Genomic DNA, 15,770 nt, shown 5'->3' on the forward strand with positions numbered 1-15,770 from the left:
TAGTGTTTGCCCCTCAGGACAAGGGGAACCCCGATGGGCAATCGCGCTCTGAACCTGCTGGATGCTTCCTGGCTGCTGGTCGAATCGCGGGAGACCCCGATGCATGTCGGGGCACTGATGCCGTTCTCGCTGCCAGCCGATGCCGGTCCGGACTTCGTACGCCGGATCATGGCCGTGTTCCGCTCCAGCGACCACGTCCAGCCCCCCTGGAATCGCCGGCTGAAGTCCCCCAAGCTCAAGGGACTGGTGCCGGTCTGGGAGGAGGTCGAGGAGATCGACCTCGAGCACCACGTGCACCATTCGGCGCTGCCGCATCCCGGAGGGGAGCGCGAACTCGGCCAGCATATCGCGCGCCTGCACAGCCAGCCGCTTGACCTGTCCCGACCGCCCTGGGAGGTCGAGCTGATCGAAGGTCTCGAGGGGGGCCGCTTCGCTCTCTACACCAAGGTCCACCATGCGCTGATGGACGGCATCGGCGGGGTGAAACTGCTGGTTCGGGCCATGAGCACCGACTCGAAGCAGAGCCAGAAGATCCAGCCGTTCTGGACAATCAAGCCTGAGAAGAAGCCGGAGCGACGCAAGCGCAGCCGCGCGGAAGCTCCCGCCGCCACCGCAGCGCAGATCGCCGCGGACCTGATGGATAAGGCACGTTTCCAGGCCGGCACGGTGCCCGACGTTGCGCGTGCCTTCGGTGCCATGATCGGCGCCGTGCGCAACAAGGAGGACGTGCTCAAGATTCCCTTCGACACGCCGACTTCGGTGCTCAATGGCCGCATCCACGGCCCACGCCGGTTTGCCACCCAGCGCTTCCGGCTGGATCGACTGAAGGCGCTGGCCAAGGCCACCGACGCCACCCTCAACGACATCGTCCTGGCGCTCTGCGGTGGCGCGCTGCGCCGCTTCCTCGACGAACTGGGCGAACTGCCCGAAAAGTCGCTGACGGCCGGCATTCCGGTCTCGGTGCGGCCCAGGGACGACGCCGAATCGGGCAATGCGATCACCTTCATCATCAGCACCCTCGGCACCGACATCGCCGACCCGCTGGAGCGGCTGGAGACCATCCGGGCCAGCACCCGGCGCGCCAAGGAGCACGTGCAGAGCATGCCGCGCGAGGCGATGCTGCAGTACACCCTGCTGCTGATGGCGCCCTACATGGGCACGCTGCTGACCGGCATTGGCGGCCGGACGCGGCCGATGTTCAACATCACCATTTCCAACGTGCCCGGCCCCGAGAAGCCACTGTACTTCCGTGGCGCCCGGCTCGAGGCGAGCTATCCGGTCTCGCTGGTCACCCACGGCCAGGCGCTCAACATCACCTGCCAGAGCTACGACGGCCACCTCAATTTCGGCTTCACCGGCTGCCGCGACAGCCTGCCGCACATGCAACGGGTGGCGACCTATACCGGTGAGGCACTGGCCGAACTCGAGGCCCTGCTGCTGGCCCCCGGCGCCAGGGCCAGGCCGGCGGGACGCAGCGCGGACAAGCCTGCGAAGCAGGCCGCCAAGCCCGCCGCTGCGAAGGGAAAGAGCAAAGCCAAGGCCAAGCCGAAGCCGAAGCCGAAGCCGAAGCCGAAGAGCGAGGCCAAGGCCAACAGCAAGACCAAGCCCGCCGCCAGGAAGACCGCACGCAGGCCCAAGCCCAAGGCGCGGATACAGGACGCCACTGAAGTGAACGCCCCGGCCCGGCGCCGGCGCGCCAGGAGCGGCTGATCGGTTCAGCCCTCCTCAGGGAAGACCGCGGCGCCCTCAACCCCCTCCCAACCTCCCCCTACGGCGCCAAGCGCCGCAAGGGGAGGAGCAAAGCGTGGCTCCCTGGCCCCTAGCCCCTGAGCCCTGGCCCCTGAGCCCTGGCCCCTTCCCCCCGTGATTGTCCAATCCCCCCGCATCCGGCAAGCTTCGCCGCTGCCCTCGCAAAGTGCTGCCGTGCTCGTGTCGAACCGCTCCCGTCTTGCCGCCTGCATCGTTCTTGCCCTGTGCACCGCACCGCTGGGCGCCCAGCCGCTGAGCGCCGACGACCCGACGTGGCGGCTGTGCGGGGGGAATCCGGGCTTTGGCTGGATGGCGCCGCTGCGGCCGCTGGATGACGCAGACCAGGCGATTCAGCTGGAGGCCGGCGCCGTCAGCGGCAGCATCAAGGGGGTCTCGCGCTGGGAGGGGGGCGTCACCGCATCGCAGCCGGGACGCCGGATCGCCGCCGAGCAGCTCGACTACACCCACGGCTCCGGCGACTACCGGGCGACGGGCGATGTGCGCTACCAGGATGCCCAGCTGGCGCTGCAGGCGCAGTCCGCCGCCGGCAATCTCGGGCGCCGGCAAAGCGAGCTGGATGCCGTCGACTACCGGCTGATCGCCGCCCGCGGCAACGGCAGCGCCGAGCGCATCAGGCTGGAAGGCGAACTGGCGGTCCTGTTCGGGCTGGAATACTCGACCTGCAATCCGGACGACCGGGCCTGGGCGCTTCACGCCCGGCAGCTGGAGCTGGACCGGGCTCAGGGTTTCGGCGTGGCGCGGGACGCGACCCTGCGCGTGGGCCAGGTGCCGGTGCTCTGGGTGCCCTGGATCAGCTTCCCGATCGACGAGCGACGGCGAACCGGCCTGCTTTTCCCGAGCCTCGGCTACGCCGACGAGACCGGCATCGACGTGCGCGTGCCTTGGTATCTCAATCTCGCTCCGAACATGGATGCGACGCTCACACCGCGCATCCTCGGTCGTCGCGGCGTCATGCTGGGCGCCGAGTACCGCTACCTCACCGAGCGTCACGGCGGGATCATCGAAGGCAACTGGCTGCCCGACGATGACCTCAGCGGTCGCGACCGCGGCTCGCTGAGGCTGCGCCACACCGGCGTACTGAGCAGTTTCTGGCGGGTCGACGCCGACCTCAATCACGTCTCTGACGATCGCTACTTCGAGGACTTCGGCGACTCGCTCACGGCACGGGCCACCAGCCTGCTGGAGAGCCGGGCCGGGCTCTACGGGCGCGGTCCGGGCTGGCAGGCCAGCGTGCTCACCCGCGACTTCCAGATCACTGATCCACTGGTGCCTGACAGCGCCGAGCCCTACCGCCAGCTGCCTCGGGCCCGCTTTGCCCTCGACCGCTCACTGGGCAGCCTATGGCGTTACGGATTCGACGCCGAGGCGGTGCACTTCGACCACGACGAGGCTGGCGCGCCCAGTTTCTACCAGCGCGGCGCCGCTCAGCGATACGACCTGCAGCCGTGGATCGAACTGGACTTCGAGCGCGCTGCCGGCTACGTCCGCCCGCGCCTGGCCTACCGCTACACGGGTTACCAGCTCAGCGACGACTTCCTTCGCGGCATCGAGGAATGCCCGATTATCGATTGCGCCTTCGGTCCGCCCAGACTCTGGCCGAATCGCTCGCCCTCGCGCGCCCTGCCGATCAGCAGCTTCGATGCGGCGCTGAACTTCGAGCGGAGCACCCGGCTGTTCGGCGAATCCATGCTGCAGACCCTGCAGCCGCGGCTGTACTACCTGCACGTGCCGTTCGAGAACCAGGACGACCTACCGCTGTTCGATACCCAGCCCCTGACCTTCGGCTGGGACCAGCTGTTCCGAAGCAATGCCTTCTCCGGCGCCGACCGGCAGACGGACGCCAACCAGGTGACCCTGGCGCTGTCCAGCCGCTGGTTCGAGCAGGACAGCGGACGCGAGCGCCTGGGCCTTGCCATCGGCCAGATCCGGTACCTTGACCCGCCGCGGGTCGGGCTTGAAAGGACCCTGCCGCCCCGGCGCAGCGAGTCGGCCTACGTCGCCATGGCCGATGTCGCCATCACCCGTTCGCTGAGCCTCGGTATCGGCCAGCAGTGGGACCCCGAGATCGACCGCACCACGGTGAGCGGCGCGCGCCTTCAGTGGCGCGGCGAGCGGGGCGCACTGGGCAACCTCGGCTATCGCTACCGGCGCGCCGAGCTGGAACAGGTCGACGCCTCCTTTGCCCTGCCCCTGGGTGAGGCCTGGCGCTGGATCGGCCGCTGGAACTACTCGCTGCGCGACGAGGGCACGCTGGAAGCCTTTGCCGGCATCGAATGGCAAAGCTGCTGCGTCGCCGTCCGCGTGCTTGGACGCCACTACGTGCGCAATCGCGAGTCGGACAAGAACAACGCCCTCTACGTGGAGCTGGAGCTGAAGGGGCTTGCCAGCTTTGGTCGCAACACGGGCCAGTTCCTGGAGCGTGCTATCCTCGGCTACTCGCGCTGAGCGGCTCCGCTCAGCCGGCAGCCAGCCACGCCATGCTTGCATGCACCGGCCCCTGCCCTCCCTCCACCTCTCTCGCCTGCCCATGACCAGACTGATCCTGCTCCTCGCCTTCGTCCTCACCGGCCTTGGCGCCGCCAACCCGCTGGCCGCCCAGTCCACCACCGACCTCGACAGCATCGTCGCCGTGGTCGAGGAGGACGTGATCCTGCGCAGCGAGCTGGACATGGCGCTGAACAGCATCTACTCGCAGTACGCCGAGCGCCTGAACCAGCTTCCGCCGCGCGACGTGCTCGAGCGCCAGGTGCTCGAGCGCCTCGTGCTGCTTCGCCTGCAGCTGCAGCGCGCCGAATCGGCCGGCATCCGCATCGGCGATTCCGAGGTCGAGCAGGCGATCGTCCGCATCGCCGAGCAGAACCGCATCAGCGTCGAGCAGATGCGCCAGCAGCTGGCCCGCGACGGCATGGCCTTCGACGAGTTCCGCCGCACCCTGCGCGACGAGATGATTGCCCAGCGCCTGCGCCAGAACATCATCCAGAGCCGGGTCAACGTCAGCGACACCGAGATCGACATCCTGCTGACCGGCAACAGCCTGCAGCGCGGCCAGGTGAACGTGGGCATGATCCTGGTGGCGGTTCCGGACAACCCCAGCCAGGAGCAGCTCGAGACCGCCCGCAAGAAGGTCGACGGCGTGCGCGACCTGCTGGTCCGCGGCGAGATGGACTTCTCGGCCGCCGCCATCCGCTACTCGGACGCGCCCAATGCCCTCGAAGGCGGCGAGATGGGCTGGCGCAGCCTGGACGGCCTGCCGCCGCTGATCGGCAACGTGCTGCAGGGCCTGAAGGTGGGCGAGGTCAGCCAGCCGATCCGCGATCCGAATGGCTTCTTGCTGCTCAAGGCCATCGACCGCCGCGAGGACGCCCAGGAGACGGTGACCGAGTACAACGCCCGCGACATCCTGATCCGCAAGAACGAGCTGGTCGACAGCGCCGAGGCCAAGCGCCGCATCGACGAGCTGCGCGCCAAGATCGAGGCCGGCGCCGACTTCGCCGAGCTGGCCCGCAAGCATTCCCAGGACGACATGACCGCCGGCAACGGTGGCGACATGGGCTGGTTCCAGGCCTACGCCTGGGGCAATGCGGTCGGCGAGACCGTGCTGCGCCTGGAGGACGGCGAGCTGTCGCAGCCCTTCGAGAGTGACGTCGGCTGGCACCTGGTACAGCGACTGGGCTCGCGGCAGCAGGACGTGACCGAGGAAACCGAGCGCAATCGCGCCCGCGAGACCATCGGCCAGCGCAAGGCGGAAGAGGAATACACCCGCTTCCTGCGCCAGCTGCGTGAAGAGTCCTACGTCGACATGCGCCTGGGCTGATCGCCCGCCGCGCCGCACGCGCGGCGCGAGGCCTGCGGCATGCGCGCCGACTCCCGCCCCCGATTGGCCCTGGTCCCCGGTGAACCGGCGGGAATCGGGCCGGAACTGGCGGTGCGCCTCGCCCAGCAGCCCACCGCTGGCAACCTGGTCGCCTTTGCCGATCCGGATACCCTGCAGTCGGCCGCCGCCGCCCTCTCTTTGCCGCTGCGCCTGGTCGACCCGGAGCAGGACTCGGCGCCGGGCGTGCTGCCGCTGCATGCCGTGCGCCAGGCCGTCCCCAGCCGGTTCGGCCAGACCGACCCCGCCAATGCCGCCAGCACCATCGCCTGCCTGAGAGCGGCCGCCGAGGCCTGTCTTGGCGGTCATCTCGGCGGCATGGTCACCGGTCCCATACACAAGGCGGCGATCAACGCCGGCGGCATCGAGTACAGCGGTACCACCGAACTGCTCGCCGGCTGGGCCGGCTGCGAGGTGGTGATGATGCTGGCCACGCCGGAGCTGCGCGTGGCCCTGGCCACCACCCACCTGCCGCTGGCCGAGGTCCCGGCCGCCATCACCCGCCGTTCCCTCGAAACGACCCTGCGCATCCTGCATCGCGACCTGGGCGAGCGCTTCGGCATCGCCGCGCCGCGGATCATCGTCCTCGGGCTCAATCCGCATGCCGGCGAGGATGGACTGCTCGGGCGGGAGGAAATCGAGACCCTGGCGCCGGTGCTGGAGTCCCTGCGCGCCGAGGGCTTCCAGCTGGAGGGCCCGCTGCCGGCCGACACCGCCTTCCTGCCGCATCGGCTGCAGCGCGCCGACGCCGTGCTCGCCATGTACCACGACCAGGGCCTGCCGGTGCTGAAGTATTCGGGCTTCGAGCGCGCGGTGAACATAACCCTCGGCCTGCCCTATCCGCGCGTCGCGGTCGACCACGGCACCGCCCTCGATCTCGCCGGCCGCGGCATCGCCCTGCCGGACAGTCTGGTGGCCGCCGAGGCGCTCTGCGCGCGGCTCGCCGCGCGCCAGCGGACGGCCTGATCGCGCCCGGCCCAGCGCCAGGGTCATCGCCCGACCAGGCGCGGGCCCGCCGCCCGGGATCCCCGGGTGCCCGCGGCCGGCGCATCGGCGTACCCTAGGCGGGACTCCAACGGACCCGACGCCCATGGGACACCCCGTCTCGCTGTCGACCCCGAACGGCCGCATCTCCGGCTGGCGTGCCGACCCGCCCTTTCCGGCGCATGGGGCGGTGGTGGTGGTTCAGGAGATCTTCGGCGTCAACCACCATATCCGCCAGCAGGTCGACCGCTTCGCCGCGCACGGATTCACCGCCCTCGCACCGGCGTTCTTCGACCATGTCGACTACCAGATCGAGCTTGAGTATGACGCTGCCGGCGTCGACCGCGGTCGCGAGCTGGTCGCCCGGATCGGGTTCGACAAGACCCTGATGGACATCGAGTCGGTGGTCGCCGAACTGCAGGGCGAGGCCAAGGTCGGCATCGCCGGATTCTGCTGGGGTGGCACCGTCGCCTATCTCGGCAACACCCGGCTGGGCCTGCCGGCGGTGAGCTACTACGGCGGCCGCACCGTGCCCTTCCTGCGCGAGCGACTGAAGGCCCCGATGCTGTTCCACTTCGGCGAGCACGACCCGATCGTCCCGCCCGAGGACGTCGCCGCCCACCGCGAAGCGCATCCGGAAGCCACCGTCTACAGCTACCCGGCCGGGCACGGCTTCAACTGCGACGCCCGCGCCGACTACGACGCCGCCAGCGCCCGCGAGGCGATGGACCGGACGATCAGTTTCTTCACCCGCCACCTCAAGCCCTGATGGAGGCGATCATGTCGCACGCCGCCCGCATCCTCCCCCCACCCTACGTCCTCGACGACCAGTTGGCGCACGATTCCCACCCCATCGCCGAGATGCCGCTGAGCTCGCTGCGGCTGATGGACGACAGCAACTATCCCTGGCTGATCCTGGTGCCGCGGGTTGCCGAGGCGCGCGAGCTGATCGACCTCGACCCGGCCCAGCAGGCGCAGCTGATGGAGGAGGTCAACCGCGTCTCACGCGTGCTCAAGCAGCTGTTCCGCCCGCACAAGCTGAACATAGCGGCGCTGGGAAACCTCGTGCCCCAGCTTCACGTGCATCTGATCGCCCGCTACCGCGACGATCCCGCCTGGCCGGCCCCGGTGTGGGGGCGGATCCACGCCCGGCCGTATGAGCCCGAGGCCCTGGTCCAGCGTGTCCGCGAGCTGCGCGCCGCCGTGGATGCCTGATACCGCGGCGCCGCGGCTGGTCTGGCAGGGAGAGGACTGCCTCTGCCTGCGCTGGCCACCCGCCATCGACACCGCCCTGAACACCCAGGTCCACCTCTGGAACGAGGCGATTCGCGGACTTTCACTGCCCGGCATGGTCGACGCGGTGCCCTGCTACAGCAGCCTTGCCCTGCATTTCGACCCGCAGGCACAGCTTGACCGCCCGGCCATCGAAGCCCACGTCACGGCGCTTGCCGCAGGGATCAGCAACGACCTGCGCCCCTCCGGAAGCGCGACGCCCGTCGAACTGCCGGTCTGCTACCACGCGACGCAGGCCCCCGATCTCGACGCTGCGGCCGAGCGGCTGGGCCTGACCGTGGAAGCACTGATCGAACGCCACACCGATCCCGTCTACCAGGTCGCCCTGCTCGGCTTCGCGCCCGGCTTTCCGTACCTTCTGGGCATGGACCCGGGCCTCGCACTGCCGCGCCACAGCCAGCCGCGGCCTCGCGTCGCCGCCGGCAGCGTCGGAATTGCCGGCGGCCAGACCGGCATCTATCCGCAGCCGAGCCCCGGCGGCTGGCAGCTGGTCGGTCGCACGCCCTGGCGGCTGTTCGACCCGCAGCGAGCCCCTCCCGCCCCTCCCGCCCGTCTCGCCCCGGGTGCGCGGGTGCGCTTCGTGCCGATCAGCCCGGGGCGCTTCGCCGAGCTGTCCGAGCACCCGACATGATCGAAGTCGCCCGCCCCGGTCTGCAGACCACGGTGCAGGACGCCGGACGCTTCGGCCATCGCGCGCTGGGCGTTGGCCAGGCCGGGGCGGCCGACGCCGGCGCCCTGCGCCTTGCCAACCTGCTGGTCGGCAACCCGCCAGGCTGCGCTGCGCTGGAGATCACCCTGCTGGGCCCGACGCTTCGCTTCACCCGCGGCGCCCTCGCCGCCCTGGCCGGGGCCGATCCCGGGGCCCTGCTCAACGGTCGCCGGGTCAAACCCGGCCAGCCGTTCGACATCAAGGCGGGCAGCACCCTGCAGCTTCCGCGCTGCCGACACGGCGCGCGCTGCTATCTCGCCTTCGCCGGCGGTCTTGAAGTTACCGAGGTTCTGGGCAGCGCCTCGACCGATCTCGGCGCCGGTTTCGGCCATGCCCTGCAGCGCGGCGACCGCTTGCGCCTGCGCACGCCCCGCCCGCCCAGGCTTGGCCGCGTGCGCTGGTGGGCCGAGCCCCCCGAGGATCGGCAGCGCATGGGGCTGCCCGCCGAGGTGTTGCGCATCCTGCCCGACGCCGATGCCGCGCTGCCCGCCGACCTCACCGCACTGGAGTGGCAGGTCGATGGCCGTAGCAGCCGCAAGGCGCTGCGTCTTCAGGGGCCGGCATTGGCTATCGAGTCCGCGGCCGAGCGGGTCTCGGCGCCGGTGGCACCGGGAGATGTGCAGATCCTGCCGGATGGCGAGCCGCTGCTGCTTGGCGTCGAGGCTCAGACCGTCGGCGGTTACCCGCTGCTCGGACGGGTCATCCGTGCGGACCGGGACCGCCTGGGCCAGCTTCGGCCCGGCGATAGCGTGCGTTTCCTGCTGGTCGACCGCGCCGCCGCGGATGCCGCGTGGCGCTCCCTGCAGGCCGGCTGGTTCCGGCTGGAAACCGCCTTGGCCGCGCGCCGCGCCGGGGCCGGCTGAGACCGCGACTCAGGCGCCGAAAGTCCTGCGCATCGAATCGGCATCGGGGCGCAGCACGACGCCGCGCTCGGTGACGAGGGCGCTGACCAGCTCGGCCGGGGTCACATCGAAGACCGGGTTCCAGGCCTTCACGCCGTCGGCCACGGTGCGCTGACCGAGGTGGGTCAGCAACTCGGCGGGATCACGCTCCTCGATCTCGATGTCGGCGCCGCTGGCGGTGTCGAGGTCGACGGTCGACGAGGGCGCGACAACCATGAAGCCGACGCCGAAATGGCGCGCTGCCAGCGCAAGCGCCAGCGTACCGATCTTGTTGGCCACGTCGCCGTTGGCCGTGACCCGGTCGGCACCCACCACCACCCACTGCACCGCTCCGCTGGCCATCAGGTGGGCGGCCGCACTGTCGGCGATCAGCGTGGCGTCGATGCCGTCCTCGAGCAGCTCCCACACCGTCAGCCGCGCGCCCTGGTTCCAGGGCCGGGTCTCTCCGGCGAAGACCCGCGCCACCCGGCCCTCGGCAACGCCGGCGCGGACCACGCCCAGCGCGGTGCCGAAACCCGAGGTCGCCAGCGAGCCGGTATTGCAGTGGGTCAGCAGCCCGCTCCCGGGCTCGATCAGGGCCGCGCCCAGCCCGCCCATCCGGCGGTTGGCCGCGAGGTCTTCGGCCTCGATGGCCTCGGCCTCCGCGGTGAGGACGGCGTACCAGTCGCTGCCTGCGCGGCTCAGCACCGCGCGCAGGCGCGCCAGAGCCCAGGCCAGGTTCACGGCCGTCGGCCGCGATGCATTCAGGCGCTGCATCGCCGGCTCAAGCGCGACCAGGGCGGCCGGCCCGTCCGCTGCCTCGAGATTGCGCGCAGCCAACACCACGCCCCAGGCCGCGGCGATGCCGATGGCCGGCGCCCCGCGCACCACGAGGTCATGGATCGCCTTGGCCACCGCATCGCTATCGTCGAGCTCGATGAACCCCTGGGTGAAGGGCAGCTTGCGCTGGTCGAGCAGGCGGAGCGCCTCGCCGGTCCAGGCCACCGCGCGCACGCGGTCATATCGTGAATAGTCCATGGGCGTTCCTTTGCGGGCCCGGCCGGGGGCCATGGTCATCAGCCGCCTAGTCTAGCGTTGGGCGATGAACATCGGCCCCTGTTGCAAGCGAGGCCGACGCCGCTATGCTGCGGGCATGGCAACGCGCAAGACCCCGGCAAAGAAAGCGGTCAAGAAGGCAGCCAGCAAGAAGGCGGCCACCAAGCCGGCTGCCAAGCGGACGCCGCGCAAGCGCGCTACGGCGAAGACCGCGAGCGCGGGCAAGGCGCCTGCCAAGGCGCGGCGGCTGCGGGCGGACGATGCTCCGGATGCGCCCGAACAGATCCCGGCCAGGATTCCACCGCGCCGCGTCCTGACCGAGACCGAGCGCGAACGACGCTTCAACATCCTGCTCCAGGCCACCTGCCTCAAGGCCGGCACCGCTGCCGCCATCGCCACCATCACCCGCCGGGTGCCCTTTCTCGGCCGCCTCGCCCCGGTGATCCTTGGTTCGGTCGGCGAAGGCGTCGCCCTGTCCAGGATCCAGCAGCAGCTGGTGCGCGACATCATCCAGCTCTACGACGTCGAACTGAGCGACCTCGAAGAGCGCGGCGTGATCCTGCTGGCGACCGCCGCCAACGTCGGCGCCAAGGAGCTCTCCAAGGCGACGGTGAATCAGCTGGTGAAGCAGCTCAGCGGCGTGCTCTACCGCCCCATCCTGGCCCGGGTACTGCCGCTGGCGGCGATCACCACCGACATCGCCGCGGCCGTGGCCAGCACCTACGCCGTCGGCAAGCGTGCGAAGGCGCTGTGCAAGCTGCCCGGCACCGGCGCCAGGGATCTCTCCGACCTCCTCCGCGGCCTGTCGGGCATCGACCAGTCGCGGCTGTTCAAATGGAGCGCCGAGGCCCTCGGCCTCGCCCTGAAGCCGTTCCGCGGCGCGCTGACCGCGCTGATTCCGGGGCTCCGCTGAGCGCCGTCTTTCGCGGCAGCCCAGGCGCGCCGCACAGGGCTTTCCGACCCGACTGCCTCGCGGACTGCACGCATGACCACTGAGCTGGTCCTGCCGGCCCGGACCAGCCTGCGCACCCGTCTGATCGCCTATGGCCTGCTGGCCTACTGCGTGGCGATGGTGCTGTTCGGACCGCTCATCGCGGAATGGGGCCTCTGGGCCCTGGGCTGCTCCGCAAGCTGCAGTGGCCTTGCGATGCTGCCGGGCAACGGCCTCCTGCCCTGGCTGTCGCGGGTGCCGCCGGTGGAAACGGCCTTCCAGCTGTGGGACCAGAGCGGCCTGTGGCTGGGCGGATGGCTGGGCCTGGTTTTCCTCAGCAGACAGATCGACCGCCGAACGCCGCGCCACGCCGTCATCGCCACCCCTGTCGAGCCGGTGCCCCCGGCAGTCGCCGCAGATGACCCCGGCTTCGCGGCGCGCCAGGCCGTCTGGGTCCGCGAGCGCGAAGCGGAGCAGGCAGAAGCAAGGCATCTCGACCAACTCTCGTTCCGGCGGCGGATGCTCGCGGAGGGTTCGTTGTGGGCGGCCCTGTGCATCACCCTGATTGTCACGGTGTCAGGCCTGGTGCTGTTCTGCCTCGCCTTCGGCACGCCACTCATAGGCGGCCTTAGCGCGGAGGGCCTGCTATCGAGCCTGTCCTGCAGCGATCCGGCACGGCTGGAGACCCACCCGCTGGGTGGCATGTGCGATTTCTGGGTCGAACGTTTGGCGCCCTACAGTCGACCTTGGTTCGGCGCCCTGCTCGCGCCGGTCTGGCTGTTCACCCAGTTTTCCGATGTCCTGCTCGGCTGGGTGGCAGCGATCGCCGCCCTGCTCCTGGCCCCCGGCCTCCGCTTCGGCTGGAGCATGCTGCTGAAGGATGCACCGCGCTGGCTGGGAGGCTTCGTCGTCGTACTGATTGGCATGGCGCTGGCCAGCGTGCTTCTGGACCTGTCAGCGACCACCGCCCCTCCAGTGTCCAGGGACTACACGCTGGGCGGGATCGGGATGCTGGTGCCGGTGCTATTCGGGCTATTAACCGTCGCGCTGGTCGTAGTGATCGTCGCCGTGGTCGCGTTCATTGCGATGGTGATCACGCTCAAGCGGCGTTCCGGGCGACCGCAGGCCACTGTCCGCGGCGACGCCTCCCCCGCACCCGAGGACCGACCCTCTCCGTAGAGGGCGCTCGTCGCCGAGCATCTCGAGTCCGTCAAGGCGTGGCGATCGGCCCCCTCGGATGGCCGGCGCCTCGACCAACAAAAAACCCCGCATTTCTGCAGGGTTTCCGGACTTACTCGGACTCTCGCGAATCCCGATTTGGAGGCCTGGGTCGGAATCGAACCGGCGTACGCGGATTTGCAGTCCGCTGCATGACCACTCTGCCACCAGGCCAGGTGACTTCGAATTGTGCCGCGATCGGCGCGCAGGCGCGAGTCCTTTTCGACTCTGGCGTCCGCGGAACGACCCCGGAAAAAACAAAACCCCGGAGACCGGGGCTTTGCTGAAATCTGGAGCGGGAAACGAGACTCGAACTCGCGACCCCGACCTTGGCAAGGTCGTGCTCTACCAACTGAGCTATTCCCGCGTTGAGCCGCGCATTATGCGGATCCCGGAGACGAAGTCAACAGAATTTTTCACCCGGATGACGATGATTTTTCGCTCCCGGGCGGAGAGCCGCCTGGCGCCTCACTCCGCGGGCTTGGCGCGACAAGCGGGGAGCGACAGGCCACTGACGCTGAAGCTGATCTCGGCAAGCTGCCAGCGCGAGGGATCGCGCAGCCGTCCGGCCGCCGTGGCGCTCAGCAGCACCTCGCCCGGGGCGGCGAGGTCCTCACCGAGCTTGCTCGCGCGGTTGACCGCATCGCCGAAGAAGTCCTTCTGCTCGACGACCAGGATCGGCCCGGCGTCGATGCCGCAGGAGATGCGGATGTCGAGCTCGTCGGGGGTCTCGACGTTGGCTGCCTCGAAGGCCCGGTTCAGCTCGAAGGCGGCGGCCAGGGCAGCGTCCACCTCGGGAAACATGGCAAAGGCATTGTCGGCCTCGAACTTCAGGATCACGCCCTCGTGGCCATGCACGATCGGCTCGGCGGTGATCTGCATGCGGCGCACCATGGACAGGTAATGGACGATGCCGTGGCGCTGGGTGAGGCTGGAGAAGCCCGACATGTCGACCACCAGGACCGCGCGCTCGCAGCCGTACTCGGCCCAGATCTCGCGTTCGAGCTGCCCGCGCTCCTCCGGATCGGCCAGCCGGGAGTAGCGGAGCAGCAGCGCCTGGAATCTCGGGTGCATGAACGGCCCTCCGGATCGTCGGTGGACAGGGTAAGCCCGCGTGGCCGGACTGTCCCGCCGCCCGCAGCATGCCGCGCTATGCTTGGACCATGAGCCATCACGGCATCCGCGTGTTCCTGACCGCCGAGCATCCCTGCGGCTACTTCCGCGAGCGCCGCGCCCAGGACCTCCTGCTCGACCCGCACGACAAGCGCGTGCCCCTGCTCTACGGCCAGGCGCTGGAGCACGGCTTCCGCCGCTCCGGCACCCATGTCTACCGACCCCGCTGCCCGGGCTGCCGCGCCTGCCAGCCCCTGCGCGTCGATGTGCGCGCGTTCGCCCCGAGCCGCGGCCAGCGCCGCTGCCTGCGCCGCAACGCCGACATTGGCGACATCCAGCCTCTGGAGCGGGCCGGCGAGGAGCACTTCGCGCTCTACCAGCGCTACGTGCGTTCACGCCATCCCGGTGGCGGCATGGACCAGGGCGGCCGGCATGACTTCGACGCCTTCGTCAGCGCGCGATGGAGCCCGACGGTGTTTGCCGAGCTGCGCCGGCGCGGCCAGCTGGTCGCGGTGGCGGTCACCGACCTGCTCGAGGACGGGCTGTCCGCGGTCTACACCTTCTTCGACCCGGACCTCGCCGAGCGCAGCCTCGGCACGCTGGCCATCCTGCGCCAGATCGAGTGGGCCCGGCGCAGCGGAAGGCGCTGGCTCTACCTGGGCTTCTTCATCGCCGGACACCCGAAGATGGACTACAAGCGCCGCTTCGGCCCCTCGCAGGTGCTGGTCGACGGCGAGTGGCGCGAGGCCGTCATCGACGGTTGACCGGCGCGTGCGATACTCGGCTGATGAAAGTTTGCGTCCTGATCGCCCTGCTACTGCTCGGCGCCGGTGAGGCTGTGTCCGCCCCCCCGGCCGCGCTGCGCATCGCCACGTTCAATGCATCCCTGAACGACGACGCCGGCCGGCTCCCGCAGCGCCTGCGTGAGGGCCACGAGCCGGCCCGGCACGCGGCGGCCATCCTGCAGCGGGTGCGCCCGGACATCGTGCTGATCAACGAGTTCGACCACGACCCTGAAGGCCTGGCGGCGCACATTTTCAGGCAGCGCTACCTGGGTCGCTCGCAGGCGGGCGATGCGCCACTCGACTATCCGCATGCCTATGCCGGCCCGGTCAACACCGGGGTGCCGTCCGGGCTCGACATCAATGGCGATGGCAAGGTCGAGGGGCCGAATGATGCCTGGGGCTTCGGTCGTCATCCCGGCCAGTTCGGCATGCTGCTGCTATCAAGGCACCCGATCGACGCCGCCGCGCTGCGCAGCTTCCGCCGGTTCGCCTGGAGCCGCCTGCCCGACGCATCCCGGCCACATCACCCCGACGGCCGCCCGCTGCACAGCGACGCGGTCTGGGCGCAGCTGCGTCTGTCCTCCAAGTCCCATTGGGACGTGCCGGTGGCGACTCCGTTCGGCACCCTCCACCTGCTCGCCGCCCATCCCACTCCGCCGGTGTTCGATGGGCCGGAGAACCTCAACGGCCTTCGCAACCATGACGAACTGAAGCTGTGGAAGCACTACCTCGACGGCGGCGAGCAGAGCTGGCTGTGCGATGACCAGGGCCGCTGCGGCGGCCTGCCGGCCGGGCGCGCCTTTGTCATCATTGGCGACCTCAACGCCGACCCGCAGGATGGCGACACCCAGCCCGGCGCGGTGCAGCAGCTCACCTCGCACCCGCGCGTCCTCGACTACCCCGCGCCGCGCAGCGACGGCGGCAGACAGGCCACCGACCGCGGCCCGCCCAAGCGCACCGACCCGGCCACCCATACCGCGCAGTTCGGCGCACGCACCGGAAACATGCGGGTCGACTACGTGCTGCCTTCGGTGGACTTCGAGGTCGTGGCCTCGGGCGTGTTCTGGCCCACGGGCGACCAGCCCGAAGCCGCCTGGCTGGACTGCAGCGACCACCGCCTGGTCTGGGTCGACCTGCGCCCGGCCAAGCCGCGCTGAGC

Annotated in this window: 14 protein-coding genes and 2 tRNA genes; 12 read left to right on the forward strand and 4 right to left on the reverse strand. The window is 70.0% G+C overall.

Features of this window, described 5'->3' with window-relative positions; all coding sequences use genetic code 11:
* Positions 1 to 33: 33 nt before the first annotated feature.
* From M0G41_RS10680 to M0G41_RS10715, 8 genes are all read left to right on the forward strand, one after another.
* Positions 34 to 1,710 (forward strand): WS/DGAT/MGAT family O-acyltransferase, encoded by a 1,677-nt coding sequence (locus M0G41_RS10680; protein ID WP_248209174.1) that lies wholly within the window; start codon positions 34 to 36, stop codon positions 1,708 to 1,710.
* 213 nt (positions 1,711 to 1,923) lie between these two features.
* Positions 1,924 to 4,215 (forward strand): LPS assembly protein LptD, encoded by a 2,292-nt coding sequence (gene lptD / locus M0G41_RS10685; protein ID WP_248209179.1) that lies wholly within the window; start codon positions 1,924 to 1,926, stop codon positions 4,213 to 4,215.
* 82 nt (positions 4,216 to 4,297) lie between these two features.
* Positions 4,298 to 5,584, forward strand: a complete 1,287-nt coding sequence (locus M0G41_RS10690; protein WP_248209181.1) for a peptidylprolyl isomerase — start codon at positions 4,298 to 4,300, stop codon at positions 5,582 to 5,584.
* A 39-nt stretch (positions 5,585 to 5,623) separates the two neighbouring features.
* A complete protein-coding gene (gene pdxA, locus M0G41_RS10695) occupies positions 5,624 to 6,607 on the forward strand; it encodes a 4-hydroxythreonine-4-phosphate dehydrogenase PdxA (protein ID WP_248209184.1) in 984 nt (327 codons plus the stop codon).
* A gap of 124 nt (positions 6,608 to 6,731) precedes the next feature.
* Positions 6,732 to 7,394, forward strand: a complete 663-nt coding sequence (locus tag M0G41_RS10700; RefSeq protein ID WP_248209186.1) for a dienelactone hydrolase family protein — start codon at positions 6,732 to 6,734, stop codon at positions 7,392 to 7,394.
* Positions 7,395 to 7,405: 11 nt separating this feature from the next.
* A complete protein-coding gene (locus M0G41_RS10705; protein ID WP_248209188.1) occupies positions 7,406 to 7,840 on the forward strand; it encodes an HIT family protein in 435 nt (144 codons plus the stop codon).
* Positions 7,833 to 8,549, forward strand: coding sequence for a 5-oxoprolinase subunit PxpB (gene pxpB, locus M0G41_RS10710; protein WP_248209191.1), 717 nt, complete (start codon positions 7,833 to 7,835; stop codon positions 8,547 to 8,549). The genes M0G41_RS10705 and pxpB overlap by 8 nt, the downstream gene beginning before the upstream one ends.
* Positions 8,546 to 9,490, forward strand: a complete 945-nt coding sequence (locus tag M0G41_RS10715) for a 5-oxoprolinase subunit C family protein (protein ID WP_248209192.1) — start codon at positions 8,546 to 8,548, stop codon at positions 9,488 to 9,490. The genes pxpB and M0G41_RS10715 overlap by 4 nt, the downstream gene beginning before the upstream one ends.
* Positions 9,491 to 9,499: 9 nt before the next feature.
* Here the strand turns inward: M0G41_RS10715 and mtnA are convergent, their stop codons facing one another.
* A complete protein-coding gene (mtnA, locus tag M0G41_RS10720) occupies positions 9,500 to 10,546 on the reverse strand; it encodes an S-methyl-5-thioribose-1-phosphate isomerase (RefSeq protein WP_248209193.1) in 1,047 nt (348 codons plus the stop codon).
* 115 nt (positions 10,547 to 10,661) lie between these two features.
* Here mtnA and M0G41_RS10725 point away from each other — a divergent pair, with 115 nt between their 5' ends.
* Positions 10,662 to 11,477, forward strand: coding sequence for a hypothetical protein (locus tag M0G41_RS10725; RefSeq protein WP_248209194.1), 816 nt, complete (start codon positions 10,662 to 10,664; stop codon positions 11,475 to 11,477).
* Between the two features lie 72 nt (positions 11,478 to 11,549).
* Positions 11,550 to 12,674: a hypothetical protein gene (locus M0G41_RS10730; protein WP_248209195.1), complete on the forward strand. Its 1,125-nt coding sequence runs from the start codon at positions 11,550 to 11,552 to the stop codon at positions 12,672 to 12,674.
* 139 nt (positions 12,675 to 12,813) lie between these two features.
* On the opposite strand, the gene M0G41_RS10735 is transcribed toward M0G41_RS10730, so the two are convergent.
* The 3 genes from M0G41_RS10735 to M0G41_RS10745 form a co-directional block, all read right to left on the reverse strand.
* Positions 12,814 to 12,887, reverse strand: a tRNA-Cys gene (locus M0G41_RS10735).
* 117 nt (positions 12,888 to 13,004) lie between these two features.
* Positions 13,005 to 13,080 (reverse strand) — tRNA-Gly (locus tag M0G41_RS10740).
* Positions 13,081 to 13,181: 101 nt separating this feature from the next.
* Complete coding sequence (locus M0G41_RS10745) at positions 13,182 to 13,787, reverse strand: adenylate/guanylate cyclase domain-containing protein (protein WP_248209196.1); 606 nt, start codon at positions 13,785 to 13,787, stop codon at positions 13,182 to 13,184.
* Between the two features lie 89 nt (positions 13,788 to 13,876).
* Here M0G41_RS10745 and M0G41_RS10750 point away from each other — a divergent pair, with 89 nt between their 5' ends.
* Positions 13,877 to 14,590, forward strand: a complete 714-nt coding sequence (locus tag M0G41_RS10750; protein ID WP_248209197.1) for an arginyltransferase — start codon at positions 13,877 to 13,879, stop codon at positions 14,588 to 14,590.
* 20 nt (positions 14,591 to 14,610) lie between these two features.
* Positions 14,611 to 15,768, forward strand: a complete 1,158-nt coding sequence (locus M0G41_RS10755; RefSeq protein ID WP_425511249.1) for an endonuclease/exonuclease/phosphatase family protein — start codon at positions 14,611 to 14,613, stop codon at positions 15,766 to 15,768.
* Positions 15,769 to 15,770: the final 2 nt, after the last annotated feature.

The sequence above is a fragment of the Pseudomarimonas salicorniae genome (genome assembly GCF_023156535.1).
GTDB classification, from domain to species: domain Bacteria; phylum Pseudomonadota; class Gammaproteobacteria; order Xanthomonadales; family Xanthomonadaceae; genus Pseudomarimonas; species Pseudomarimonas salicorniae.

Coding starts and splice junctions, on each gene's coding strand:
- M0G41_RS10705 (WP_248209188.1), top strand. CDS start 7,406: ATGTCGCACGCCGCCCGCATCCTCCCCCCACCCTACGTCCTCGACGAC.
- M0G41_RS10680 (WP_248209174.1), top strand. CDS start 34: ATGGGCAATCGCGCTCTGAACCTGCTGGATGCTTCCTGGCTGCTGGTC.
- M0G41_RS10750 (WP_248209197.1), top strand. CDS start 13,877: ATGAGCCATCACGGCATCCGCGTGTTCCTGACCGCCGAGCATCCCTGC.
- M0G41_RS10715 (WP_248209192.1), top strand. CDS start 8,546: ATGATCGAAGTCGCCCGCCCCGGTCTGCAGACCACGGTGCAGGACGCC.
- M0G41_RS10745 (WP_248209196.1), bottom strand. CDS start 13,787: ATGCACCCGAGATTCCAGGCGCTGCTGCTCCGCTACTCCCGGCTGGCC.
- pxpB (WP_248209191.1), top strand. CDS start 7,833: ATGCCTGATACCGCGGCGCCGCGGCTGGTCTGGCAGGGAGAGGACTGC.
- M0G41_RS10690 (WP_248209181.1), top strand. CDS start 4,298: ATGACCAGACTGATCCTGCTCCTCGCCTTCGTCCTCACCGGCCTTGGC.
- M0G41_RS10700 (WP_248209186.1), top strand. CDS start 6,732: ATGGGACACCCCGTCTCGCTGTCGACCCCGAACGGCCGCATCTCCGGC.
- pdxA (WP_248209184.1), top strand. CDS start 5,624: ATGCGCGCCGACTCCCGCCCCCGATTGGCCCTGGTCCCCGGTGAACCG.
- M0G41_RS10725 (WP_248209194.1), top strand. CDS start 10,662: ATGGCAACGCGCAAGACCCCGGCAAAGAAAGCGGTCAAGAAGGCAGCC.
- M0G41_RS10730 (WP_248209195.1), top strand. CDS start 11,550: ATGACCACTGAGCTGGTCCTGCCGGCCCGGACCAGCCTGCGCACCCGT.
- mtnA (WP_248209193.1), bottom strand. CDS start 10,546: ATGGACTATTCACGATATGACCGCGTGCGCGCGGTGGCCTGGACCGGC.